The following is a 26990-nucleotide window of genomic DNA, read 5'->3' as shown; positions in this document are numbered from 1 at the left end:
AAACGGGATAATAAACTTTTAAAAAGAGATGAAGAAAACTTTAAGAGATTATACGAGAGCTTGCCTGCCCCCCCCCCGTTAGTATTTGTTAACAAATAGGGAGATGTTATATTATTTCCTAACTTAAACCTCATTTTTCTCTACTTTCTCAAATATTTTGTTGCAAATTTATATCATTCTGTTTTTATTTCACAAATTTTTCCGTAAAAAAAATGGTTTTTTAACATTCCAAAGGACGGATACAACGAAAAAACATCCCATCTTGCCTCCCGGCAAAAGAGTTGATTTTAAAACACGGAAAGAGCGCACAGCCCTATATATGACACGGTTAACCCGCACCACACCGCAATGACAAATAAATAACCAAGGCTATCTACTTTAACATTAACTATTATTCCTCAACTGAATTTAGCAAGTTCCCTTTTTATCTGTTGCAATGTTTTTTCGCTCACGGGAACCAACGGCAGACGAAGATTGTTGTGTATCATGCCTTTCAACCAGAGCAGGCATTTCACCCCCGCGGGATTGCCTTCTACAAACATAAGATGGAACAATGCCCCAAAATCGGCATTCATCTTACTGCGCGCGTCAGCGGCATTGCCTTCCAAGGCATTCTTCACCAACCACGCCATTTCAACGGGAAAAGCATTGGCAAATACCGAGATCACTCCTATCCCTCCAAGGGCGATCACATCAGTAGTAAGGGCATCGTCCCCTGAAATGACGTGAAACCCTTCAGGAGCCCTGTCAATGATCTCCTTAATCTGATTGAGATCGCCCGAAGCCTCCTTCACCCCCACAATATTGCCGCACTCTTTCGCCAAACGCAAGGTGGTTTCGGCCGTCATATTCACACCTGTCCTTCCGGGCACATTATAAAGTATGACAGGTAGCGGGGATATCCGCGACAAAGCACAGTAATGTTGATAGAGACCCTCCTGGGTGGGCTTGTTATAATAAGGTGTGACCGAGAGAATGGCACTTATCCCTGAAAAATCGGTACTTCCCAAGTCGCTTACCAGATCGGCCGTATTATTGCCACCTATCCCCATCACTACCGGAATTTCACCATTCACCTGTTCCACAATAAAACGCACCACTTCGCGCTTCTCCTTTTTTGAAAGTGTGGGAGTTTCAGCCGTGGTACCCAAAGCCACGATATAGTCCGTGCCGCTCTCCAGATGAAATCGCACTAACCGGGAAAGCGCTCCATAATCTATGGAATTATCCTCTTTGAAAGGGGTGATTAGGGCCACTCCCAAGCCTGTGAGATCGAATTTTGACATGAAAGGCATATTTTTTCCAGCAGTTTATTCACGGAACACTCATTTTAAGAACAAAATGATTCCGAACCACAAAGGTATATATTTTTCATTAAGTCAAAAATTTTATTCGCCGCGATAGGGTAAAATCGTTCTGATAATGTTATCTTTGCGGTGAAGTGAGTAAACAGTAATCGCATGCGATTTAACCCTGAAACATACCGCTTGCCGGATATCCCTATGCAGCCGTTTATCGACACGGCTGAGATATGGGATTATCTGAATAATACCCCTTCCTCACCCGAAAAAGTGCGACGAGTCATCGACAAGTCGCTGGCAAAGAACCGCCTGAATCTGAAGGAGACGGCCACCCTTGTCAACGCGGACGATGAAGAATCGATAAGACTTATCAAAGAAGGGGCAAAAGCGCTCAAGACAAAGATATACGGCAACCGCATCGTACTGTTTGCGCCCCTCTACATAGGCAATAAATGTGCTAATGAATGCATTTATTGTGGTTTCAGGGTATCCAACAGGGAACAGGTGAGGAAAACGCTTTCCATGGATGAATTGATAAAAGAGATCGAAGCCCTGGAGGAGAGTGGGCAGAAAAGGTTAATACTGGTCTTTGGGGAGCATGCCGAATACAATCCGGAATTCATCGCGGAGACGGTAAAAACAGCTTATAGCGTAAAAAAGGGGCGCGGTGAAATCCGGCGGGTGAATATCAACGCGGCACCACTGGACATAGAAGGATTCCGTGTGGTGAAAGAGGCGGGCATTGGCACTTATCAGGTATTTCAGGAGACCTATCACCGGGAAGCATATAAAGATTATCATCTATGGGGAAAAAAGACCGATTATGACTACCGGCTCACTTGCCTCGACCGGGCACAGGAAGCCGGCCTGGATGATGTAGGCATCGGCGCGTTGATTGGCCTTTATGACTGGCGCTTCGAAGTGATGGGACTGGTACGCCATACCAATCATCTGGAGGCATGCTATAACGTGGGGCCGCACACCATCTCTTTTCCCAGAATTAAAGATGCCTCAATGCTCAGGATAGAGAAGCGTTATTTCGCTTCCGATGAAGAATTCACCCGTCTGGTAGCAATCCTGCGTCTGGCTGTGCCTTATACCGGCATGATCCTTACTGCCCGCGAACCGGCAGCGCTGCGGAACGAACTCATGCGATATGGCGTATCACAAATCGACGGCGGAACGAAAATAGAACTGGGCAGTTATATGTCGCAACAGAAGAATCTCGACCTGAACAGGAGCCAATTCCATATCAACGATGACCGTTCACTCAATGAGATCATCGAAGAATTGCTGCAACAGGGAATGCTCCCTTCGTTCTGTACTGCCTGCTATCGACTCGGCAGAACCGGTGAACACTTCATGGAGTTTTCCGTCCCGGGCTTCATCAAACGGTTCTGCACACCCAATGCGATACTCACTCTGGCAGAATATCTGGAAGATTATGCGCCGGAAACAACTGCGCGGAAAGGATGGGAAGTGATAGAGAAAAACATCGACGAACTGAATGAAACAATGCAGAATGAGGTGAGGGATAAAATCGGCAGGATCAAGCAGGGAGAAAGGGATTTGTATCGGTAGTTATTCAGTTGTTATTCAAATTTACTTTGTAAATTTGGATGTTTGCTACGCTCGACATAGTCCAAACAAGCTTTTCCTCCCTGCTCACTAACCGCAAACATTCATTTGTCATTCGGCAATAATGCGAAACATATTGAACATTAACAGCTTACATATCGGCATATTCGGCCGTAGAAATACGGGCAAAAGTTCGTTGATCAACATGCTCACCGGACAAGATATCTCCATTGTCTCCAACTTCCCGGGAACGACGACCGATCCAGTGAAAAAATCGGTGGAGATCTTCGATATCGGGCCGGCCGTACTGATCGATACTGCCGGAATAGATGATCTGGGAGAAATCGGAAATAAAAAAATCCGGAAATCACAGGAAGTGATCCGGAAAGTGGATTGTGCCATCCTCCTGATTGCCGGCAATCAGTTCGGCGATTATGAGGTACAATTGATCGAACAATTTAAAAAGAATGAGGTCCCTTATCTTTTCGCGCATAACAAAAGCGATATCGACAAAATCGCCGCTATCACCGTAACCGCCATCAAACAGCACTCCAACGCAGATATCATAGATTTCAGCACTATCAACCCGGCCGACAAAGAGAGGTTCATCACCGCATTAAAACGGATCATTCCGGCAACAGCTTTTCAAAGAAGTTCATTGATCGGCGACCTGGTACGGCCAAAAGATGTGGTACTGCTCGTCACACCCATCGATAGCGAAGCCCCGGAAGGGCGAATGATCCTGCCCCAAAATCAAACTATCCGCGACGCGCTTGACAACCACTGCGTGACAGTAGTGGTAAGGGAGAGCGAGCTCTCCAACTTTTTACAGTTAGGCATCAAACCTGCATTGGTGATTACCGACAGTTCGGCGTTCGGGATAGTGGCTAAAACACTTCCGGAGGAGATCCCTCTCACCAGTTTCAGTATCCTTTTCGCCCGTATGAAAGGTAATTTCACGGCATTTTTGGAAGGTACGCCATATATCTCCCGACTCAAAGAGGGCGACCACATCCTTTTACTGGAAAGTTGCACACATCAGACCAGTTGTGACGATATAGGCAGGGTGAAAATCCCGAAACTGCTGCAGCAATTCACCGGAAAGCAACTCCATTTCACGGTCGTTGCGGGGCTCTCGGAACTTCCCCCGAACATACGGAATTTCTCCCTCGTCATCCAATGCGGCGGCTGCATGGTAACCCGCAAGCAGTTGCTGAACCGGCTCCATCCGTTTATCGAACGGGGTATACCGGTAACCAATTACGGAATGGTGCTGGCATATATGCATGGGATTTTCAGAAGGGCGACCAAGATGCTTGAAAAAAAACCGGTCAACCTGCCACTGTTTCCGGATAATTGAAATATTTCACTCAACTCCGGATCAAAAAGCGTCTGCCACTTTTTTATACCCGCCAAGGATCGCCTCCACACCCTCGGTGCCTGTCACCCGGCCACGCACTACACCCTCGGTGACTGTCACCCTCCACATATACTCAAACACCGCGCGGTTTCTCAATATCCTCTTTCCACATAATGCGTATGCAGCAGATGGTGTGACTTCTCACCCAGAGGTTCATTGAGAAAATCCTTATATATCCTTGCTATTTCTGGATTTTCGTGTGACTTACGGATCTGCTTATGTTCATCTTCAAAATAAATAGATGCGGCCCGCCTTTCACGTATTTCGGCATTGGTGGGTATGGGCTGTCCTCCTCCCCCCAAACAACCGCCCGGGCATGTCATCACCTCGATGAAAGCATACGGGGATGTGCCGTCTTTAATCTGATCCAACAATATACCGGCGTTTTTTAAGGTGTGGGCCACCGCCACCTTCAGTATTGTTCCATTCAAATTGACGTCGGCCTCTTTTATCCCCTGGAAGCCGCGGACCGATCTGAAATCGATATTGTCCAGCTTTTTCCCGGTGTAAAGTTCATAGGCAGTCCTCAACGCCGCCTCCATCACACCGCCTGTGGAGCCGAATATAACTGCCGCACCGGTCGATTCGCCCAACGGGCTGTCGAATTCCTCTTCCGGAAGCCGGGTGAATTCAATCCCGGTTTCACGGAACATACGCGCAAGTTCCCGGGTTGTAAGGGAGTAATCCACATCAAAAAAGCGGTCTTCTTCCCTAAGGTTCAATGTTTCTTTCCAGTATTGGAATGCGCCGTCCATTTCAGGCCTGCGTGCCTCATATTTTTTGGCGGTACAGGGCATGATGGATACCACCACGATATCGCGCGGATCAATGCCGGTCATTTCCGCATAATAGGTTTTGGCCACCGCGCCGAACATCTGTTGTGGAGATTTACAGGTAGACAAATGTCCCAACAGCGCAGGGTAAAAATGCTCGATAAATTTTATCCATCCCGGTGAACAGGAGGTGATCATCGGCAATGTGCCACCGTTTTTAATCCGATGGAGCAATTCGTTTCCTTCTTCCACAATGGTGAGGTCTGCCCCGAAATTGGTGTCGAAGACCCGTGAGAATCCAAGCCGCCTCAGGCCGGCCACCATCTGTCCCGTGACCAGGCTTCCGTAGGGCATCCCCATTGCCTCTCCTATGCCCACACGCACAGCGGGGGCAGTCTGCACCACCACTACCTTTTTCGGATTCTGCAACGCCGCCCATACTTGGCTTACCGCGCTTTTTTCAGTGATAGCTGCCGTTGGACAAACCAACGCGCACTGGCCGCAATTTGTACAGACTACATTACCCAATCCCTGATCGAGAAAAACGGACACCTTTGTTTTCAACCCTCGTCCCGAGAAATCGATGGCTTTTACATCCTGTATATTGCCGCAGACGGCCACACATCGTCCGCAAAGGATACATTTTTCAGGATCGCGGACCAGGGAAAGGGATGAATCGTCTTTTGCATAATGCTCTTTGCGGGTCCGCACAAACCGTTTCGAATCGATACCCAATGTAAAGGCCAACTGCTGCAGCTCGCAATTCCCGTTCCGGTCGCAAATCAGGCAATCCTGCGGATGGTTGGCCAATAACAGTTCAACATTCAATTTCCGGGCTTCCATGGCACGCGGGCTGTGGGTCGATATCTCCATCCCTTCGGTAACTTTTGTGATACAGGAGCGCACTAAAGACCTGGCTCCTTTCACCTCTACCACACATACTCCGCAGGAAGCGTTTTGAGACACATCCTTCAGGTAACACAAAGTAGGCACATGAATGCCAACCGAACGGCAGGCTTGCCAGATGGTGCATCCTTCGGCTACCTGGACAACCCGGTTATTTATCCTGATTTCCATAATATGCGATTTTATCTATTGGCATTTGACGTCACACCTCAGGCACCTCTCCACTTCGTTACGGGCCTGCTCACCCGTAAATCCGAATGAGATCTCATTGAAATTATTCACCCTGTCTTTCACCGAGAGTCTTCTTGCCACGTTCTTCGGGCTTGGCTTCGGGTTCATGGGCACCTCATTTCCGTACTGGAACTCGCGCGACAAAAGATGAAATCTCTCTTGGCCCATCAGCGCCTTGTCGATAGCGGCGGCTGCTTTCTTTGCCATCCCCATTGCCTCCGCGGCGGTTGAAGGACCGGTGACAGCATCGCCGCCGGCATAGATCTTCGGATCAGATGTTTGACAGGTGAACGCGTCCACCTTTATCCTGCCATCTTTTGCCATATCCAGACTCTCCCCCAGACTCTTTGAGTCGACCCGTTCCCCGACAGCCAAAACAATGGAATCACAGGGAATTTCTTCAAATATTCCGGTTGGAACAGGTTTCCTTCTTCCCGAACGGTCAATGCCACCCCGCGACATTTTTTCGATACGCAGCGCCCTGACCTCTCCGCGTCTATCGGCAATGATCTCATGGGGAGATGAGAGGAATCGATATTTGATCTTTTCTTCTTCCGATTCGGATATCTCAACGGCATTGGCAGGCATATCACTCTTTTCGCGTCGGTACACAATGGTCACATCCCTCCCCATCCGCAGGATACTGCGGGCGGCATCGATGGCCACGTTACCGCCACCGATGATCACCACATGCCGGCCGAGCCCGGGGGGTTCACCCGACGCGATCTTTTTTAAAACTTCAGTGCCGGCAAGGACACCCTTTGTATCTTCACCCGGAATATTCAAATCGACATCTTTCCATGCTCCAATCGCCATAAAAACAGCATCAGATGCTTTTTTCAAATCCGTCAACGAGAGATTATCCCCCAATCGCTGATTGAATTTGAATCGGACACCCAGCTTCTTGATCACTTTTATCTCTTTCTCTAGCAGCTCTTTGGGCAAACGATACTGCGGAATGCCGAAGCGAAGAACCCCGCCGGCCTCCGTCAAAGCCTCATAAACGGTAACCTCATGCCCTAAGCGTACGAGATAAAATGCGGCCGTAAGCCCGGCAGGTCCCGCGCCCACTATGGCGATCCGTTTTCCGGTAGGGAGCAGTTTCTCTTTGGCCAACTTGTGATAAATCTCGTTCTCTTTCCCGAGTTGATACATGGTATCCGCCAGATAACGGTGGATCTCCCCCTGCGAAACCGGCTGATCCAGCATCTCGCGCCGGCAACGCATCTGGCAATGGAAATGGCATATCCTGCCGATCGTCCCCGGCAGCGGATTATCGCGCAGCGTGAGTTCAAAAGCATCCTCATACCTGCCTTCTTTTATCAGTTCGATATAGCCGGGGATGTTCATGTGCAACGGGCAGCTGTTTTCACACAATGCCATATATAACGCTTCGCACGTTCCCGCGTGACAACGTTTTTCCCTGATATGCTCTTCATATTCGTGCCTGAAATACCGCAATGTGGTCAGGATCGGGTTGGGTGTGGTCTGCCCCAGGGCACAAAGCGACGAATCTTTAATGACACCGCTCAGGAGCTCCAGCACGGCCAAATCGGCAGGAGTCCCCTGCCCCCTTGTGATGCGGGTAAGGATGGCGAGCGCCTGTGCGGATCCCTCGCGGCAGGGTGTGCATTTTCCGCACGATTCACCGGCATTGAATTCGAGAAAATAACGGGCCACATCCACCATACAGTTGTCCTGATCCATCACCACCATACCGCCCGAACCCATGATGGCGCCTATGCTGTTCAGCGACTCGTAATCGACAGGTGTGGAAAAATACTCCAACGGTATACAGCCTCCCGAAGGGCCGCCTGTCTGTACCGCTTTTACCCGCTTGGAAGTGCCTGTCCCTTCTCCGATACCGAAAACAAACTGTTCCAGTTTAGAGCCCAGCGGAAGTTCCACCAGTCCGGTATTCTTCACCTTTCCGACCAGCGAAAATACTTTTGTGCCGGTACTTTTTTCCGTACCGATGGCGCTGAACCATCCGCTCCCTTTCTCTATGATGACAGGCACATTGCACCACGTCTCCACGTTATTAATGGTGGTGGGATTTCCATATAACCCCCTGCTTGCAGGATAGGGAGGGCGGGGCATCGGGCGTCCGGCCTTTCCTTCAATGGAGGCGATCAGCGCCGTCTCTTCACCACAAACAAATGCTCCGGCACCTTCCACGATATCCAGGCTGAAGCTGAAGCCGGAATCCAGGATATTTTCACCCAACAACCCAAATTCTTCTGCCTGTCTGATGGCACTTTTGAGCCGTTTCACGGCAAGCGGATACTCGGCTCTCACATACGCTATCCCTTTGTCGGCTCCCATCGCGTAAGCACCTATCAACATGCCCTCGATCAGCATGTGCGGGTCGCTCTCTATCTCATTGCGGTTCATGTAGGCGCCCGGGTCGCCTTCATCAGCATTACAGATAATATATTTCTGACCGGACTCCTGTTTTCGCATGATCGACCATTTCATGCCGGTAGGGAAACCCGCCCCTCCACGGCCGCGAAGCTTCGCCTCCGTCACCTCGTTGATCACGTCAGCCGGCTCGAAACCGGCAAGCACCCTGGCCAGGGCATTGTATCCCCCTACGGCAATATAATCGAGGATATCTTCGGGATCAATGAGTCCGGCATGACGTAACACCACTTTCCGCTGCCCTTTAAAAAAAGGGATCTCGTCCCAATGCGGAATATCTTGATACCCTTTACCGAATTCCACTTCTGAGGTCAGGAAATCCCATTCGTCTATCCTGCACAAAAGCTTGTTGCGGCAGATCGTGTCTTTTCCCAGGCTTTCGATGATATGTCTTACATCTTTTTCGTTCACTTTGCTGTAGACCAACATAGGTTTACCGGGCTGGTAAAGCATTACCATCGGTTCTTCGGCACAAAAACCGAAACATCCCGTCTGTTTGAGCTTACAAGCGATCCCGGCATCTGCAATTTGCTTCCTGATCTGACGATAAACCGTATCGGCTCCATTGCCAATGCCGCAAGTCCCCATCCCTACCAGCATCATTGGCATGGCAGGAAGTATTCTTTCGTGATGCTGCTCTTTTATTAGTTTGATCTCGGACGGTGTCATAGGGTTATATATTTAGGTTTTCTTTCGGGATTTCCCCCTTTTGAGTTTGTCCAGTATGTTCAGCAATTTCTGTGAATTCACATTGCTGTGAATAACCCCATCCACTTCCACAACGGGAGATTGGGCGCACTGCCCGAAGCAAGCTACCGTTTTGATGGTAAAGAGATTGTCGGGAGTGGTATAAGAGGATTCCGTGTCGTCTTCATCCCTTTTAAAACCCAGAATAACGGCGATATCATCCAGCAGGGCTTTCGACCCTTTGGTATGACAAGCTGTACCCCTGCAGACAACGACAGTGTGCTCGCCTTGTGGTTTTAAGTTGAAGTAAGAATAAAAGGTGGCCACACTATATACCTGCGTATAAGGTATTTTCATTTTCTTTGAGATTTCAGCCAACGTTTCACCGGGAAGATATTTCAGCGGGTTTTTCTCTTGTACCTCTTCCAGTGTCGTAAGCAACATTCCTGGTTTTCCCCGGTGCTTTTCAATAATTTCATCGAGGATGATTCCTGAGACCGGAACATGGGCTAGTGTTTCCATAAGGGCAGATTTTATTAAATAGACACAATACCACCAGCAATTATGCCGGGCGGACGAACTTGTTTGGCTTAAAACCAAACTATTACTCCCACAAATATAATGCATTTTTTGATTAAAGAAGTTTTTCTTTAATTATTTTACGTTAAATCACACATCTCACACAACACACCTGATATATCTGATAATCCACCATTTAGTCCGCGGTTTCAATACCTTCATCCATTTCATCCATGGTGCGGGAAACCATAAGAACAAAGTTCTCCCCGAAAGCGGCATGGCTAATCTTGGCTCTTGGCTCTTGGTTCTTGGTTCTTGGTTCTTGAAACTATCCCCCGAATACTAACGCCCCATCCTCCGACATGGCCGAAAGTGGCATGGTTCATCTTTTCAACCCGGATAAAATAAAGCAAAGCAATTCGCTTGTGAAATTCAAAACAGTGTCTTAATGAACAATGAACAGAAACAAATCTGTTTGACAATGTTATAGCAAATACCTATGTTTATTTATGAATTATTTTGTACTTTTGCAGTCACAGAGCCATCATCTATCCGCACACGTTCAAAGATGATCTATCTCGCTATGTGTGAATGGAATATTTTTAGTTGATATGAAAATGGCCGAGAAAAGACCCTATTTATGCAAAATTCAGAACTGAGTGAACAGGAAATCATACGCAGGCAAAGCCTGGAAGAGTTGAGAGCGCTGGGAGTAGAACCTTATCCCGCCGCCCTGTATAATGTAAACGCTTATTCCACAGAGATAAAAGATGAATTCAACGACGAAGCGGAGCGCCGTTGGGTAAGTATTGCCGGGCGCATTATGAGCCGCCGGATCATGGGGAAAGCGTCCTTTATTGAGTTGATGGACTCCAAAGGTCGCATTCAGGTCTATATTACCCGCGACGACATTTGTCCCAGTGAAGATAAGGAGTTTTATAATACCGTTTTCAAACGATTGACTGATATAGGTGATTTCGTAGGGGTGGAGGGTTTCGTTTTCCGCACTAAAACGGGAGAGATATCCGTACACGCGGAAAAACTCACCTTGCTGTCAAAATCATTGAAGCCGCTGCCTGTCGTGAAAATGAAAGACGGCGTGGCGTACGATAAGTTCTCCGATCCCGAATTACGGTACCGCAGGCGGTATGTAGACCTGTTGGTGAATGACGGTATAAAAGACATTTTCGTTAAGCGTACCCGCATCTTCGATGCCATGCGTGAATTCTTTAACAGCCATGGTTATCTGGAAGTGGATACTCCCGTACTGCAAAATATCCCCGGTGGAGCCGCGGCGAGACCGTTCATCACCCACATGAATGCGCTCGATATCGACCTCTATCTGCGGATCGCCAATGAGCTCTATTTGAAACGGTTGATCGTGGGTGGACTGGAGGGTGTGTATGAGTTCTCCCGAAACTTCCGCAACGAGGGGATGGATCGCACGCACAATCCGGAATTCACGGTAATGGAAATATACGTCTCCTATAAAGATTACAAGTGGATGATGGAATTCACCGAACAGATGCTGGAGCACGTCGCGATGAAAGTACTCGGGACGACAAAAGCGAAAGTGGGTGATACCGAGATCGATTTCAAAGCGCCTTACCGACGGGTTACCATGATCGACGCCATCAAGGAACACACCGGCATCGATATCAGTGGAATGGACGAGGCTCAACTGCGCGATGTATGCAAACAGCTGGGTGTGGAACAGGACGAGACCATGGGTAAAGGCAAGCTCATCGACGAGATCTTTGGCGAAAAAGCCGAAGGAAAATATATACAGCCCACCTTTATCATCGACTATCCCATCGAGATGTCGCCACTCTGTAAACGCCATCGTGAAAATCCTGAACTGACCGAACGGTTTGAACTGATGGTCAACGGCAAAGAGCTGGCAAATGCTTATACAGAACTGAACGATCCGATCGACCAGCGTGAACGCTTCGAGGAACAACTCCGCCTCTCCGAAAAAGGAGACGATGAGGCAATGTTCATAGACCAGGATTTCCTGCGCGCCCTGGAATACGGCATGCCCCCCACTTCCGGGATGGGTATCGGCATGGACAGGCTTGCCATGTTGCTTACCGGACAAACCTCCATCCAGGAAGTGCTGCTCTTCCCGATGATGCGTCCGGAAAAAACAGTTAAAAAAGATGCCCTATCCCATTATACCGACATCGGCATACCGCAGGAGTGGGTCGATCCGCTCCAGCAGGCGGGATATGTACGGGTAAAAAGCCTCAAAGAACTGAATCCCAACAAACTCCACCAAGAGATATGCGGATTGAATAAAAAATTCAAGCTGAATTTGGCCAATCCCACCCCTGATGAGGTAAAAACATGGGTAGCGAATGCCTCGGAACTTTAAAGCCTGACTGTAAAAAAACATATAATGGATTCTATCGGCAAAATTTGTATTCTGGGCGGCGGAACATGGGGGACGGCCCTGGCGAAAATCGTACTGATGAACCAGAAACATATGAATTGGTTCATCCGGCGGGACGATCAGATAGAAGGGTTTTATAAACTCGGCCACAATCCCAGTTACCTCACCAATGTGAAATTCAACCTGGCCCAGATCACCTTCTACTCCAACCTGGAGAAGGCAATCAAGGATTCAGACACCATTATCATCGCAATTCCCTCTCCCTATGTGAAACAATATTTCCGACGTATCTGGAACAACACTTTCCGGGGGAAATTCATGGTATCGGCGCTGAAAGGGATCATACCGAACGACAATATGGTGATGAGCGAGTTCCTTTCCAGTAATTTCAAGATCCCTGTTGAAAATACAGGTGTGCTTTCCGGCCCCTGCCATGCCGAAGAGGTGGCACTGGAACGGCTCTCGTTCCTGACCGCGGCAAGTAAGGACCAGACAAAGGCAAAACTGCTTTCCGAAGCCATCACTTCGAGAATACTCAAGGCTGCCGTCTCGGATGATGTGGTAGGGATCGAACTGGCCGCCGTGCTAAAGAATATCTATGCCATCGCGGCGGGTATCTGCCAGGGATTGTTGTATGGAGATAATTTCCAGGCGGTACTGATGAGCAATTGCGCCAAGGAGATGTCTCGCTTCCTGAATGGCGTGGCTCCTATGGAGCGCAATATCACCGAGCAGCACTACTTGGGAGATATGCTTGTGACCGGTTATTCCCAGTTCAGCAGGAACAGAACCCTCGGAACCATGATAGGAAAAGGCTACTCAGTCAAATCGGCCCAATTGGAAATGGAGATGATCGCAGAAGGATACTACGGGGCAAAATGTATTCATGAACTGAACAGCCGTTTCAACATCGACATGCCCATCGCCGAGACGGTATACCGGATCCTCCACGAGAAACTCTCCCCTCAGAACGGCATCAAGAAGTTGATCGATTTTTTCTGAGATGAGAATTAAGACAATGGACAGTTGACAATGAAGGATTGACAGCAGAAAATTGGTAATTAAAGTGAAGAAGTCATCATTAGTGATTCAGTGCCAATTAATGGGTAATTAGTACATAATTAGTAATTGGTAATTGGTAATTAGTAATTAGTAATTGCAACTCAATAAATTAACAAAAATGGATACGATTCAATTACAGATCAAAGGTCTCTCCGGTTTCCTCTCCGAAGAAGATATCCTGAAACAGTCGGCACAAGCAACGGCCTGCAATCAGGCGCTCCATGACGGCTCACGTGAAGGCAGCGATTTCCTGGGATGGGTAACACTCCCCTCCTCTATTACTGACCCGATATTGAGGGAAATTGAAGACACAGCCACAGTACTCCGCACGCATTGTGAAGCAGTGGTGGTAGTGGGAATCGGAGGAAGTTACCTCGGTGCCCGCGCGGTGATTGACGCCCTCTCCTCCTCATTCGATTGGCTCCAGGAAAAGAAAGACCGCAAAAATCCGGTGATCCTTTATGCCGGAAACAATATCAGCGAAGATTACCTCTGCGAGCTGAAGTGTTATCTCGACGGCAAACAGTTTGGCATCATCAATATATCCAAATCGGGCACGACCACCGAACCTGCCATCGCCTTCCGGTTGCTGAAAGACCAACTGGAAGATAAAGTAGGCAAAGAAGAGGCCAGGAAACGGATTGTGGCCATTACCGACGCGTCGAAAGGGGCGCTTCGCACTCTGGCCGATACGGAGGGATACAAAACATTCGTCATCCCCGACAACGTAGGGGGACGTTATTCCGTTCTCACGCCGGTAGGACTGCTTCCCATTGCCGTGGCAGGAATAGATATCCGTAAACTGGTAGCCGGAGCTGTGGAAATAGAAAAAGCAACACTACCTTCCATCTCTTTTGATTATAATCTGCCCGCCATCTACGCGGTAATCCGCAATCAACTGTACAAACGGGGCAAAAAGATTGAGATACTGGTGAACTATCACCCCAAGCTCCATTACCTGGCCGAATGGTGGAAGCAACTTTACGGCGAAAGTGAAGGGAAAGAGGGCGTGGGTATCTTCCCTGCGGCAGTCGACTTCACCACCGATCTCCATTCCATGGGGCAGTGGATACAGGAAGGCGAACGGACCATCTTCGAGACCGTAGTGACGATTGGAGAGGCGAACGAAAAGGTCGTTATCCCCCGTGACGGGAGGGACCTCGACGGATTGAACTACCTGGAAGGAAAACGGGTTGACGAAGTGAACAAGATGGCGGAACTGGGCACGCGTATCGCGCATGTGGACGGCGGCGTCCCCAACCTGACAATAGAAATACCCAGATTGAACGAAAAACATATCGGACAGTTGATCTATTTCTTCGAAAAAGCGTGTGGCATCAGCGGTTATCTGCTTGGCATCAACCCATTCAACCAGCCGGGGGTGGAAGCCTACAAGAAGAATATGTTCGCCCTGTTGGAAAAACCGGGGTACGAGCAAGCAACCAAAACGATCAAGGCAAGGTTATAACAACATTTTCCTCGCCATAGGGTAAGAACTTTTATTTAATAATTATCGATAGGAAGCTATGTGAACTTTAATATTCCTTTGCCTCAATTCCGACAATATAGGGGGAGGTATATCGTCGTCCGTGACAATCGCGTCAATATCTTTCACCTGGGCAATAAACGCAAAACTTCTTTTGTCGAACTTGGAAGAATCAAACACGGCAATACATTCTTTTGCCATAGAGATCATCGTTTGGTTGATATTTGCCTCTTCGAGATTAGGGGTGGAAATACCTTTTTCAATCGTAAAACTATCCACACCCAAGAAAAGTTTATCGCAATAGCACACTTTCAATACAGACTCAGCCAAAGGCCCCACGGTTGATAAAGATGATTCCCGCAAGTGTCCTCCTAACAAAATAACATTAAATCTATCATATTTAGACACTTCCAAGGCAATATCAATCGCATTTGTGACTATTGTGAGATTTTGGAAATCATGCAAATTCTTGGCAACTTCCATGGTCGTAGTCCCCGAATCTATGATGATGGTTTCGTTTTCTTTAATCAATGATGCCGCCAATCGTCCAATCGCTCTCTTTTGCTTATAATAAAAAAGCCTTTTCGCTCCTACCCTCGCATCATTACCATCCACAGTTGACGGAATACGAATGGCTCCACCCCGAATCCGAAAAAGCAAGTGGCGCTTTTTTAAGATCTCCAAATCTTTTCGTATAGTTACTTCCGACAAACCATACCTTTCGCAGAGTTCCGAAATTACAACTCTGTCTTTTTGATTAAGTATCTGGATGATATCGGCTCTTCTCTCGTTAGTTGAATAATTCTCCATCGTTTTTAGGTGCAAAAATAATGCTTTTACTTTAAAGCGAAACACATCAAAAGATATATTTAAGAAATAAACTCTTTCGAAACATTTCGAAATAAAAACCCGATGCACAATATATTCGTATTATGCTTATTTTCAGCATATTGACAAACAAACAGCAAATATATGTTTTATAACATGTATTCCGATAATTTCGCTTCTTTCGCTAAAGACTACTTTTGCCATAAATTATATTTTAACTCAACTTTCGCAAGTGGCATGATTGCGACTAAAGGTTTCCGCTTTAGTTGCATACATTTCAAACTTACATGCGAAACTTGAATATCTTAATAAAAAAAACAAGAGATTATGCTAAGTATTGATTGCTCCGGCACCCATACTCATCGGGAGATATTTCAACAACCGGCAATGTGGAGGAAGACCTATAACCGCATTCTTGACAAGAAAGAAGAGATATCATCCTTTTTATCCACTTATTATAATGATGAGGTTACCATCATATTCACCGGCGCGGGCACTTCATCATTTATTGGCAACATCCTCATATACATGTTGCCGAAGTACAATATATACAATATAAAATCAGTACCAACCACTGATATTACGACCCATCCGAGTGCCATTTTTCAAAAAAACAAAAAATATATGCTGGTTTCACTCGCCAGATCGGGTAACAGTCCGGAAAGCATAGCAGCTGTAGACTCTGCGAACTCTATCTGTGGAGATCATATAGCCCATATCTTTATCACATGTAACGCGAATGGCAAACTGGCAAAAAAAGCTCAAAATAAGAATAGTCTCTCACTGGTTCTTCCTTCTGAAACAGACGATAAAGGTTTGGCAATGACAAGCAGTTTCACCTCCATGCTTTTGGCTTCGATATTGATTTTTGACATTGAACATATCGAAGCTAAAAAAAACGGTATTGACATATTGAGTGAAAAGGCGAGAAGCATGCTTACCGATCATACGGGTAAAATCGAGGAAATTGCTGCTTATGAATTCGAGAGAGCCGTTTTTCTGGGTTCAGGTGAAAAAAAAGGGATTGCCGAAGAGTGTCATTTAAAATTACAGGAATTAACCGACGGTAAAGTTATTTGTCAGTTTGATTCATTTTTAGGATTCCGCCACGGTCCCAAAGCCGTACTAAATGAGAAAACACTACTTGTTTATTTGTTTTCGGAGGATGAGAAAGTTTTTCAATACGAGAGGGATCTGGTAATTCAGATTAACCAACAGGCAAAACCCATAGCGCAAGTCTATGTAGCACAAAAAAAACAACAGATAATGGATATTGAATTTGATATGGAGATGATTCCGGGAATTCAAATTCAAACTGAATACGATGCAATATTATATGTACTTATCGGACAAATGCTTGGAATGCTTAAATCAATGATATTTGATCTTGATCCCGACAATCCATCAGTCAACGGAAAAATATCCAGGGTAGTAGAAGGTGTAATAATATATTAATAATAAAATGGCAAAAACAGAAAAAATACTGGAGAGAATAGAAGAATTAAAATCACAAACAGGTGTTCCCCGAACATTATTTGCTGTTTGTCCAAACTCCATGTCCGTCATAAAAGCCTCATTCAGGGCGGCAAAACGGAACAACGCGCCGATTAAGTTTGCAGCCACACTCAATCAAATCGATTCGGATAAAGGGTATGTGGGCATCACGCAGAGAGAGTTCACCAAACTGCTTGCGGACGAAGCCAGATCGGTCAATTTCAATGGACCTTACATTGTAGCCATAGATCATGGAGGTCCCTGGTTAAAAGATAAGCAATCGCAGGAGAGATGGGATTTGGAAAAAGCTATGGCAGGAGTTAAAAAATCGTTTGAAGATGCCATCGAAGCCGGATATGACCTGATCCACGTAGATCCGACTGTAGATATTTTCGTTCCCGCTGGAGAGATCATTGATATCCGGATTGTTGCTCAAAGAACGGTAGAGCTAATCAAGCACAGCGAAGAATTCAGGCGTCAGCGCAATTACCCGGCCATCTCCTACGAAGTGGGCACTGAAGAGGTCCATGGCGGCCTTGCCGATGAGAATACTTTCGACACATTTATCGAGCTCCTGAAAACCGGCCTGGAAGAGGAAGGATTACCCGAGGTGTGGCCCTGTTTTATTGTGGGAAAAGTAGGCACGGACTTACATACAACCACTTTCGATAAAGAAATGGCTACCACGCTCGCCCAAAAAGTCCGTAAATTTGGGAGTTATATTAAAGGGCACTATACCGACGGGGTTGTGAACCCTGATGATTACCCGATTTGTGGAATTGGAGCCGCGAATGTAGGTCCTGAATTCACCATAAGCGAGTATGATGCCCTGATCGAGCTCGAACAGATAGAGAAAGCTTTATTCCGGCAGAATCAGATTGCCGTGCTTTCAAACATGAAAAAAACACTATGGGAGTTGGTCGTTGAGTCCAACCGTTGGAAAAAATGGTTGCAGGCAGATGAGAGGGATATACCATTTGAAAATATCTCCGCCGAAAGGAAAGAATGGCTGATAAAAACCGGATGCCGGTATATCTGGCAAAACCCGAAAGCGCTGGTTGCGCGTTACCGCCTCTTCGAAAACCTGAAACGGAACGGTATAGATGCCGAAGAAGTCGTGCTCTCGAGAATAGAACATGACATGGATAAATATTTTAACGCGTTCAATTTGGTGAATCTAAATGATTATTTATTATGAATAAGTTCGATGTTATCGCGATTGGAGAACTCAATGTGGATGTGATTCTCAACAGTATTGACGGTGAGCCTGAGGTCGGGAAAGAGAAATTCGCAAAAGAGATGAATCTGACGCTGGGCAGTTCCACAGCCATTTTTGCGGCAAATATCGCTTGTTTGGGGTCAAGGACAGGTTTTGTCGGCATGATCGGCCGGGATACCTTCGGACATTTAATAGAGTCCAACCTTTCCGGTAAAGGCGTGGATACATCCATGCTCATAAAATCAGACAAATATTCTTCCGGCGCGACCATTTGTCTGAATTACAATGAAGACCGCGCAAATGTGACGTACCAGGGAGCCATGGATTTCATGACCTTTGACGATATGGATAAAACCCTTTTCTCGAAAACAAAACACATCCATCTATCCTCAATTTTCATGCAGTCCGGCATTAAGAAAGACTTGAGCGATATCCTGAAAACCGCGAGGGACAATAATGTGACCACTTCGCTCGATACCCAATGGGATCCCAACGAAAAATGGGATATGGATTATGAAAGTATCCTCCCGTATGTGGATGTTTTTCTTCCCAACGAAACCGAACTCAAATTTATCACACAAGCAACAACATTGGAAGAGGCGGTCGGGAAAATAGCTCCTTACATTCATATTTGCGTGGTTAAACGCGGCAGAAAGGGATCCCTGCTATTGCAGAGGAATCGGGAACCAATACATCTTGACGCTTTCCTGAACAATGATGTCATTGACGCCATTGGCGCGGGAGACAGCTTTAACGCGGGTTTTATCCATGCTTTCGTGAAAGGCGAAACAGCTGGAAACGCGCAGATCGTCGGGAATTTAACGGGTGCAATAAATACAACCGCAGCCGGTGGAACAGGAGCATTTACCTCAAAAGAAGCTGTAAAAGCTATTGCACGGACAAGATTCAACCAAACGCTAAAAATCTGATCGCATGACTTTACAGGAAAAACTAAAAGAGTATCAACGGGATCAAAAGGCGATCCTTGCGACCAATTTTTACAATCTGGAAACCCTTCAAAGTGTCCTCACGGCGGCGGAATCCTGCCGGCTGCCGGTCATTCTTCAACTGACCAGAAGTTCCATTGAATATATGGGACTGAGAGAGTCGGTGGCACTGGCACGGCAATCACTCGAAGACTATGGGGTAAAGGGATGGATTCACCTGGATCATGGCGATTCGGTAGAACTTGTGCAGGAATGTTTGGATGCAGGCTTTGACTCAGTGATGATAGACGCAAGTAACAAACCGTTTTCCAAAAATGTGGAAATTACGAGACAGGTGGTGGAAACAGCCCAAAAATACAATGCGAATGTTGAAGCAGAACTCGGGTATATAGCCAAACCGGGACAGGAGCAAACGGGCGAATTCACAACGGCCGATGAAGCGTCGGAATTTGTCGAGCAAACCGGGGTAGACGCGCTGGCAATCGCCGTAGGCTCAGCCCACGGATTCTATAAATCGGCACCCAACCTGAACATTGAAAGAATCGCGGAAATACACAAAGCGACAGACGCGATCCTTGTCCTCCACGGAAGTTCCGGCATTCCGGATCCGATGATACAAAGCGCGATTAAAAATGGAATCACCAAAATCAATCTCGCCACCGAAATAAAAGACACGTTTATGAAGGCACTCAAAAACACGCTTCTCACCACCGATGAGATCGACTTAAGAAAAGTCTTCCCAAAAGCGTGTAAGCCCGTGGCAGATTTGCTGATCCATAAATTCAAAATCGTGAACTTCAGCTGAGATATCCCCGCCTACCCATCAATTTGATTGCGGAAATAGAGGATAGATAATTACAAGAAACTAAAAACAAGCAACATAACAAACTCCAATATACGATGAAGAATATTAGAAAGTTTACATTATGGAGTTCCTTATGCCTCATCCTTTTGTCGTGCGGAAATGTGTCTAACAACCTATCGAACGGGAATTTGGGATTCGAGATCAATGACCGGATGCGAACCCGACTACAATGGATACCGGCGAATGCGAACCAACTGGTTGATTTTAATTCCTCGGATCATTTGATCATGGACGACGGGACTGAATATGAACTGTTTGTCCTGAACAAAAAAATAAAAGCCCCGATCTCCGATTCGATAGGAAAGGGGGAGGTTTATTCTTTTACAGGCGACACAACATTGCATAACGGAAGGTTGACCAAGATACTGACTGTTATTAAATACCGCGATTTTCCGGACATGTTGTTGACCAAAACCTCCTATATCAATCATACGGAAGGACCGTTATTCGTCAAGGGCATAAGGAATAACAACTATGAAATAATCGGAGGATCCGCCACTCCCGGCTTCTGGTCTTTTCAGGGTGAGTCGACTTCAGAAAGGGCTGATTGGATACTACCGGTAGAGGGTCAGTTTTTCCAGCGCAACTACATGGGGATGAACAATTCCGATTATGGCGGAGGAATCCCGGTCACCTGCTTATGGCGTCCCGACATGGGCATAGCCATAGGGCATGTTTCAAAACATCCCGAACTGGTTTCATTGCCCGTGGAGAAAAAAGACAACTCTGACAATGCTACCATCGCCATGGAAAAAATGTATGACGATGCGAAAGAGCTGTTGCCCGGGGACACCATATCTTCACTGCTGAGTTTTGTGCAGTTATACGAAGGGGATTGCTTCAGGCCCTTACGCCAATACGCTGAATTGATGCGGAAATCGGGGATCGTGATGCCCGAATCGGAGCCGGCCGCGTTTGAATCGATGTGGTGCTCCTGGGGCTATGAACGTACGGCTACTTTTCAAGAAGTCTTGGGCACTTTGCCAAAAGTAAGGGAATTAGGCATTCGATGGGCTACAGTCGACGACGGTTATCAGATTGCCGAAGGCGATTGGGATCTGGATCCCAATCGCTTCCCCGGCGGGGATCAGGAGATGATAGATTTAGTCAGAGAGATGAAAAAAGACGGATTAAAAGTCCAGCTTTGGTGGGCACCGCTGGCTGCAGACCCCGGAACAAAAATACTGGAAGAAAATCCTGAGGTATTGATGCTTTCCAAAGAGGGAGAGCCTTATGGTATTTCATGGTGGAATAGTTATTATATGTCTCCGCTAGCCGGTAAAACCATTGAAGAGACCAAAAGGCTTGTGCATAAGTTCTTATCGGTATATGATTTTGACGGATTAAAACTCGACGGCCAACATCTGAATGCCGTGCATCCCGACTACAGCGCGGCCAATCATCCCCAGGATCCGCAATTATCGGTAAGGGAACTGCCTGATTACTTCAAACTGATTTATGAAGAATCGCTGAAGGTCAAGCCCCACGCAGTTGTCCAGAATTGCCCTTGTGGCACCTGCATGTCTTTCTACAATATGCCCTATTGTAACCAGGTGGTTGCGTCCGACCCATTGAACAGCAGCCAGATCAGGTCAAAAGGCTATATCTACAAGGCTTTAATTCCGAAAACGGCATATTTTGGCGATCACGTGGAATTAAGCGACCACGGAAACGATTTTGCAAGTTCGTTTGGTATTGGCGCGGTATTGGGAACCAAATTCACTTATCCGAAAAACAATCCTAATGTCAAAGAAGATTATCTGTTAACACCTGAAAAAGAGAATATATGGAAGAAGTGGTTCTCATTATATGACGAGAAAAAGCTTTCCACAGGGACCTATCTTGGTGGACTTTACGACATAGGCTTCTTCAAACCGGAAGCACACGTAATTGAAAAGGATGGCAAAATGTACTACGCATTTTACGCCGATGAATGGAGTGGTGAAATAGAATTGAGAGGATTAGAAAAAGGCCGGGAATACACCGTCGTGGAATATACCACCGATGAAAAAAGGTCTTACACCATCAACGGCGACAATCCTGTCATAAATCGGGATTTTAAAGCCAATTACCTGATTGAGGTATATTAAGCGGATACGAGACAGGTATCATACGTATCTGAACATATTATAGGGAGACTGGAATAAAACACAATTTTACACTTTATGATCATGCGAAGTAGATTTAAGTTAACATGCCTATTGATTCTTTTGTTTTCATTAGGCTCCTATGCACAAGTTACGGTTCGGGGGACAGTCACGTCAGCCGAAGATCAACAGTCACTGCCAGGAGTGAGTGTAGCCATAAAGGGAAGCACCGCCGGAACCATTACCGATATCGACGGGAACTATTCCATCGAGGCAAAATCCGGCGACGTACTTCTCTTCTCGTATGTGGGGTTTAAAACCCAGGAACGTGCCGTAGACGGGAGAGAGATCATCGATATTGCTCTCGAAACCGACACATATTTGATGGAGGAAGTCATTGTAATGGGATACTCCAGCCAGAAAAAAGCCGAACTTTCCAGTTCATTGGTGACCCTGTCGTCGGAACAATTGACAGACGTGAACACTTCCGATGTGGGAAATATGCTGCAAGGAAAAGTAGCCGGTGTTGTTGTCTATAACTCCACAGGACAACCCGGAGCGAATGCCGAGATACGCGTTCGCGGGACAGGCTCGATCACGGCGGATGCTGATCCGCTTTATGTGGTCGACGGAATACCATATGGGACATTCAATCCGAACGACATTGAGACTATCACGGTACTGAAGGACGCGGGTGCGACCGCTTTATACGGTTCCGCAGCGGCAGGAGGTGTAATCGTTGTCACCACCAAGTCGGCCTCAAAAAACCAAGCAACAAAAGTGAACTTCAAAACAAAGGTCGGACAGAAAAGCCCCTTGTTCGGGAACTTTAAAATGATGGACTCAAAAGAGCTGTTTTTAATGCACAAAGACATGCTAAGCGCGTCATTGTTCAAGCAGCTTCGTCCATTCTATCTCTTGGGACAGGATTATAACTGGCAGGACGCATTCTTCTCTCCGGGATGGCTACAGAATTATTACACATCCATTTCGGGAAGTACGGGAAAGATAGGCTATTTTGCCAGCGTAGATTATTATAACGAAGAGGGAACACTGATTAATACCAATTTCGACAAGATCTCCACCCGTCTGAATCTGAATGCTCAACTCTTTTCGAACTTGGATATGAATATCCGGCTGGCATATACGACCTCACGCGACCGGAGCGCGTCGAGCTGGACCACACTCAATGACGCATACACCAAGATGCCTTGGGACAACCCCTATGACGCCAACGGAGAGATTGTCAAGATCACAAGCGCAGTCAGGCCTGATAACGGGAAGACATGGTATTCTCAGGATAAATGGAATGCCCTGCACAATGAGCAGTACAATTACAGCAAATCCAAATCATATGGGATCGTTGCCGACGTACAGTTCAACTGGTCAATCCTGCCATGGTTGATATTCACAACCACAAACAGATTCTCCCAGAACACATCGAAATATGATCAATTCATAGACCCAAGGTCATACAGCCCCTCTTACGCAAAGGGTTATTTGCTGAACAATGCCACATTAAGCAACTCTTTTGGCACTACGAATATTTTAAAAGCCAGTAAAGAAAGGGGGAATCACTCCCTAAACGGACTCATCGGATGGGAATATGGCATATACGGCACTGACTACATGTCGGCATCAGGGATCGGCATGCCCAATGGAATGGATGCATTGAATGCCGCCGCAGTCTATAAAATCGGCGGATACAAAATTCCGGGAGCCGGATGGTCTGCCTTCGCGCAGGCCCAATACAGCCATTCAAACCGGTACTTCGCCACCGCTTCCTACAGAATGGATGCCAGCTCCACCTTCGGGCCGGAACGGAGGATCGGCTACTTCCCCTCGGTTGCCGCTTCGTGGCTGTTAAGCAACGAAGATTTTCTGAAAGGCAACGACGTGATTTCATTTTTAAAGCTTCGGTCGAGTTACGGGGTCACGGGAAACTCAAACATCGGGTCTTTCCGCTATCTCTCGACATTCTCCCTCAACAGCTCCTATCAGAACCAGGTCGGCGCAACCCCCGAACGTTCAGGGAATCCCTATCTGGGTTGGGAGACCGCCTATATGGCCGGCGTGGGGGTGGATGTCAACCTGTGGAAAAACATCGAATTGAATTTCGACCTTTACAATATCGAGAACAAGGATCTGCTGTTGGCCGTACCCCGGAAACCTTCCACCGGTTTCTTCGAAGGAATGGAAAATATCGGCAGCGTGCGTAATCAGGGAATGGAGATACAATTAAACACCAAAAACATCCAACGCCCCACTTTCACATGGAACACCATGTTCAACATAGGATTCAATAAGAACACCGTGATGGGAACTCCCAACGATGAACATTTCTTGCTTACAAGGAATATGGTCTACCAGGAAGTAAAGCGTGGACAGGATATCTACAGTTGGTACATGCCCAAATGGTTGGGCGTGGATCCTGAAAACGGCGATCCGTTATGGGAAAAAATAGTGCGGGACGATAACGGCAATATCACCGAACGGTCAAGCACGAATGATTTTACCCAGGCAGATCCGCAAGTTGTCGGAAAAGCAACCCCAAAATTCAGTGGAGGGTTCATCAACAACCTCACGCTCAAAGGGTTCAGCCTCAACATCAACACAAATTTTGTTTACGGAAATAAAATATTCAACTATAACCGTTTATCGACAGATGCGGACGGGGCCTATCTGGGATATAACCAATTGTCCATCGATGACAACCGGTTGGGATGGGTAAGATGGAAACAACAGGGCGATATCGCCACCCATCCGAAAGCGGTCATGAATGGAAATAAGGGATCGAACAACATATCATCGCGTTATCTGGAAAACGGCAGTTTTTTCAGGATAAAAAACGTCACATTGGGATACAATCTTCCGCAAAGTTTACTGAAAAAAGTGTCTATATCTAATTGTAAAGTATACATATCCGGTGACAACCTTCTCACTTTCACCCGTTTCTCGGGAATGGACCCGGAAGTAAGCCTTAAAACGACCGAATATTCGCTCGCCGGATTGTATGCCGATAATTACCCTATCAGCCGCCAGGTTTTGGCAGGTGTGGAAATCAACTTTTAATAGAGTGAAATTTATGAAAAAAATAATACGATACGCCGTATCATTTCTTTTATTGGCGACAGTATCATGTAATCTGGACTATTTTCCGTCCGATGCCTTGACCCCGGAACAACTTTCAAAAGATCCGGGAGGAGCGATATATATTACCGACGGTAATTATTCGATGTTCAAAGATGAATATGAATATAAGGGGTTGTACGCAAGCGGGAATACCTATATCCGCCATTACATGCAGATGACCGAATATCCGAGCGACAATGTGACTCTCTCGGGACGTACCACCGACCCGTTGTATGAGGCGACCGTCTATCGGACGAACAATACATTGAAAAACGTCTCCACTGTCTGGTGGCTGGGCTACAGGATTATCCTCGGTGCCAATTCCGTCATTGAGAATGTACAGGACGGAGCATCGGTAGAATCGGACCATATCAAAGGAGAAAACTATTTCCTGAGGGCAATTACGCACCTGCATCTGGTAACCCTCTATGCAAAGCCCTATTCCCACGGCAGGGACAATCAGGGGATTATATTAAGAACAAGCACTAACACCATGGAGGCTTCTTTTGCTACCGTGGGAAAGGTATATGACCAGATAGCGGAAGACCTTCTGCGCGCCATTCAGCTTATGAGTACGGGCTCCCGCAGGGGAAATGCAGGATACGTGTCGAAGGAAGCCGCACAAGGATTGCTCTCGAGGGTATATCTGTATATGGACAAAAATCAGGAAGTGGTGGATCTGGTGACCGATGAAATGTTGAACGGAGCATCACCTGAATCGAAACTGGAACCCACCGCCTCCTACCCTTCCTATTTTGCCAATGCGCTGTCCTCAAAAGAGACGCTTTGGGCAATTGCACACACATCGCTGGAGACAAAAGGACAATCGTCCATCGCCTCCATGTATATCAACGACGGCATGGGATGGGGAGAAGTGTTTTCATCCGATCCGTTGAATAACCTGTATGAGAGATACCCGCAGGATGTGCGATACACCTCTTACGTGATCCCCAAATATGACAGTGACGGATCGGCCATGATGATCAGCTGGCCGGTAGAAAGCGCCGGAGGCGACGATTTCCGGACAAACGAACTGAGGGATGTGGAATATGATGCCATAAGCAGAAAATATTTCTTTACGGAGGGTTCACAGAATATAAATGTGGAAACCGAGACTGTCAATGGGTATCCTCAGCATTATATCACATCGGATGGAAAAAAACACGATGTCCGGCTGACAAGGAAAATGCAGCACAGAAATAGTTTCCCGCTATATTATATCAGCAAGTTCTCTTATCAGGACCAAGATCCGATGCTGAGCTCGCCGGTAATGTTACGATGGGGCGAAGTATTGCTCAACCGTGCCGAAGCGTATGCCAAACTGGGAAAGGACTCCGAAGCGCTGGCCGATGTAAATGTGATCCGTCAACGGGCAGGATTATCGGGAGACGCGCTTTTCACGACCCGGAACTTCAGGGAAAAGGGATATGAATCGGCTCTCGACGTCGTATTGGATGAAAGGCGACTGGAATTGGCTTTCGAAGGACATCGCATGTTCGACCTCTATCGCAACAAAAAAGATATGGATCGCCGTTTTGCCGGAGTACAACCTTGGGAGATCGTAAAATATGACGATCCGAAAATACAATATCCCATTCCGTTTGATGAAACCTCGGTGAAGTAGAAACAAATAATCACAATT

The 26990-nt window shown here is 46.8% G+C and carries 17 protein-coding genes; 12 read left to right on the top strand and 5 right to left on the bottom strand.

The window, feature by feature from the left end; genetic code table 11:
• Nucleotides 1-398: 398 nt before the first annotated feature.
• Nucleotides 399-1286: a 4-hydroxy-tetrahydrodipicolinate synthase gene (dapA, locus tag D7D25_RS04880; RefSeq protein ID WP_122967854.1), complete on the bottom strand. Its 888-nt coding sequence runs from the start codon at nt 1284-1286 to the stop codon at nt 399-401.
• Nucleotides 1287-1460: 174 nt separating this feature from the next.
• Between dapA and hydG the strand changes: the two genes are divergently transcribed.
• Both hydG and hydF read left to right on the top strand, forming a co-directional pair.
• A complete protein-coding gene (hydG, locus tag D7D25_RS04875) occupies nt 1461-2882 on the top strand; it encodes a [FeFe] hydrogenase H-cluster radical SAM maturase HydG (protein ID WP_122967820.1) in 1422 nt (473 codons plus the stop codon).
• 133 nt (nt 2883-3015) lie between these two features.
• Nucleotides 3016-4239, top strand: coding sequence for a [FeFe] hydrogenase H-cluster maturation GTPase HydF (gene hydF / locus D7D25_RS04870; RefSeq protein WP_221407955.1), 1224 nt, complete (start codon nt 3016-3018; stop codon nt 4237-4239).
• A 152-nt stretch (nt 4240-4391) separates the two neighbouring features.
• Here the strand turns inward: hydF and D7D25_RS04865 are convergent, their stop codons facing one another.
• Genes D7D25_RS04865 through D7D25_RS04855 form a run of 3 tightly spaced genes read right to left on the bottom strand, consistent with a single transcriptional unit; the run spans nt 4392 to nt 9839 of the window.
• Entirely contained in the window at nt 4392-6149 is a 1758-nt protein-coding gene (locus D7D25_RS04865; protein WP_122967818.1) for an NADH-dependent [FeFe] hydrogenase, group A6, read from the bottom strand.
• Between the two features lie 15 nt (nt 6150-6164).
• A complete protein-coding gene (locus D7D25_RS18675) occupies nt 6165-9299 on the bottom strand; it encodes an FAD-dependent oxidoreductase (RefSeq protein WP_122967817.1) in 3135 nt (1044 codons plus the stop codon).
• Between the two features lie 12 nt (nt 9300-9311).
• Entirely contained in the window at nt 9312-9839 is a 528-nt protein-coding gene (locus tag D7D25_RS04855) for an NAD(P)H-dependent oxidoreductase subunit E (protein ID WP_122967816.1), read from the bottom strand.
• Nucleotides 9840-10476: 637 nt separating this feature from the next.
• On the opposite strand from D7D25_RS04855, the gene lysS reads away from it, so the two are divergent.
• From lysS to D7D25_RS04840, 3 genes are all read left to right on the top strand, one after another.
• Nucleotides 10477-12210, top strand: a complete 1734-nt coding sequence (lysS, locus tag D7D25_RS04850) for a lysine--tRNA ligase (protein WP_122967815.1) — start codon at nt 10477-10479, stop codon at nt 12208-12210.
• Nucleotides 12211-12234: 24 nt separating this feature from the next.
• The gene (locus tag D7D25_RS04845) at nt 12235-13230 is read left to right on the top strand and encodes an NAD(P)H-dependent glycerol-3-phosphate dehydrogenase (protein WP_122967814.1); all 996 of its coding nucleotides are present in this window, start codon (nt 12235-12237) and stop codon (nt 13228-13230) included.
• Between the two features lie 178 nt (nt 13231-13408).
• Nucleotides 13409-14758, top strand: a complete 1350-nt coding sequence (locus tag D7D25_RS04840) for a glucose-6-phosphate isomerase (RefSeq protein WP_122967813.1) — start codon at nt 13409-13411, stop codon at nt 14756-14758.
• 42 nt (nt 14759-14800) lie between these two features.
• Here D7D25_RS04840 and D7D25_RS04835 read toward each other — a convergent pair whose 3' ends face one another.
• On the bottom strand, nt 14801-15586 hold the full coding sequence (locus D7D25_RS04835; RefSeq protein WP_122967812.1) for a DeoR/GlpR family DNA-binding transcription regulator: 786 nt from the start codon (nt 15584-15586) through the stop codon (nt 14801-14803).
• A 345-nt stretch (nt 15587-15931) separates the two neighbouring features.
• Between D7D25_RS04835 and D7D25_RS04830 the strand changes: the two genes are divergently transcribed.
• The 7 genes from D7D25_RS04830 to D7D25_RS04800 all read left to right on the top strand — a co-directional run bounded on the left by D7D25_RS04830 (nt 15932) and on the right by D7D25_RS04800 (nt 26972).
• Nucleotides 15932-17059 carry an SIS domain-containing protein gene (locus tag D7D25_RS04830; protein ID WP_122967811.1) on the top strand — a complete coding sequence of 376 codons (1128 nt, stop codon included), beginning with the start codon at nt 15932-15934 and terminating at the stop codon, nt 17057-17059.
• 7 nt (nt 17060-17066) lie between these two features.
• Nucleotides 17067-18296 carry a class II D-tagatose-bisphosphate aldolase non-catalytic subunit gene (locus D7D25_RS04825; RefSeq protein ID WP_122967810.1) on the top strand — a complete coding sequence of 410 codons (1230 nt, stop codon included), beginning with the start codon at nt 17067-17069 and terminating at the stop codon, nt 18294-18296.
• A complete protein-coding gene (locus D7D25_RS04820; RefSeq protein ID WP_122967809.1) occupies nt 18293-19246 on the top strand; it encodes a carbohydrate kinase family protein in 954 nt (317 codons plus the stop codon). The genes D7D25_RS04825 and D7D25_RS04820 overlap by 4 nt, the downstream gene beginning before the upstream one ends.
• Nucleotides 19247-19250: 4 nt before the next feature.
• Complete coding sequence (locus tag D7D25_RS04815) at nt 19251-20069, top strand: class II fructose-bisphosphate aldolase (RefSeq protein WP_122967808.1); 819 nt, start codon at nt 19251-19253, stop codon at nt 20067-20069.
• Nucleotides 20070-20164: 95 nt separating this feature from the next.
• Nucleotides 20165-22219: a glycoside hydrolase family 36 protein gene (locus D7D25_RS04810; protein WP_122967807.1), complete on the top strand. Its 2055-nt coding sequence runs from the start codon at nt 20165-20167 to the stop codon at nt 22217-22219.
• Nucleotides 22220-22300: 81 nt separating this feature from the next.
• Nucleotides 22301-25288 carry a SusC/RagA family TonB-linked outer membrane protein gene (locus D7D25_RS04805; protein ID WP_158602541.1) on the top strand — a complete coding sequence of 996 codons (2988 nt, stop codon included), beginning with the start codon at nt 22301-22303 and terminating at the stop codon, nt 25286-25288.
• Between the two features lie 13 nt (nt 25289-25301).
• Nucleotides 25302-26972 (top strand): RagB/SusD family nutrient uptake outer membrane protein, encoded by a 1671-nt coding sequence (locus tag D7D25_RS04800; protein WP_158602540.1) that lies wholly within the window; start codon nt 25302-25304, stop codon nt 26970-26972.
• The last annotated feature ends 18 nt before the right edge of the window (nt 26973-26990 follow it).

It is taken from the genome of Proteiniphilum sp. X52 (assembly GCF_003712195.1).
In the GTDB taxonomy this organism is placed as follows: domain Bacteria; phylum Bacteroidota; class Bacteroidia; order Bacteroidales; family Dysgonomonadaceae; genus Proteiniphilum.
Note: the sequence above shows the minus strand (reverse complement) of the source record. Positions and strands in the feature narration are given on the sequence as shown.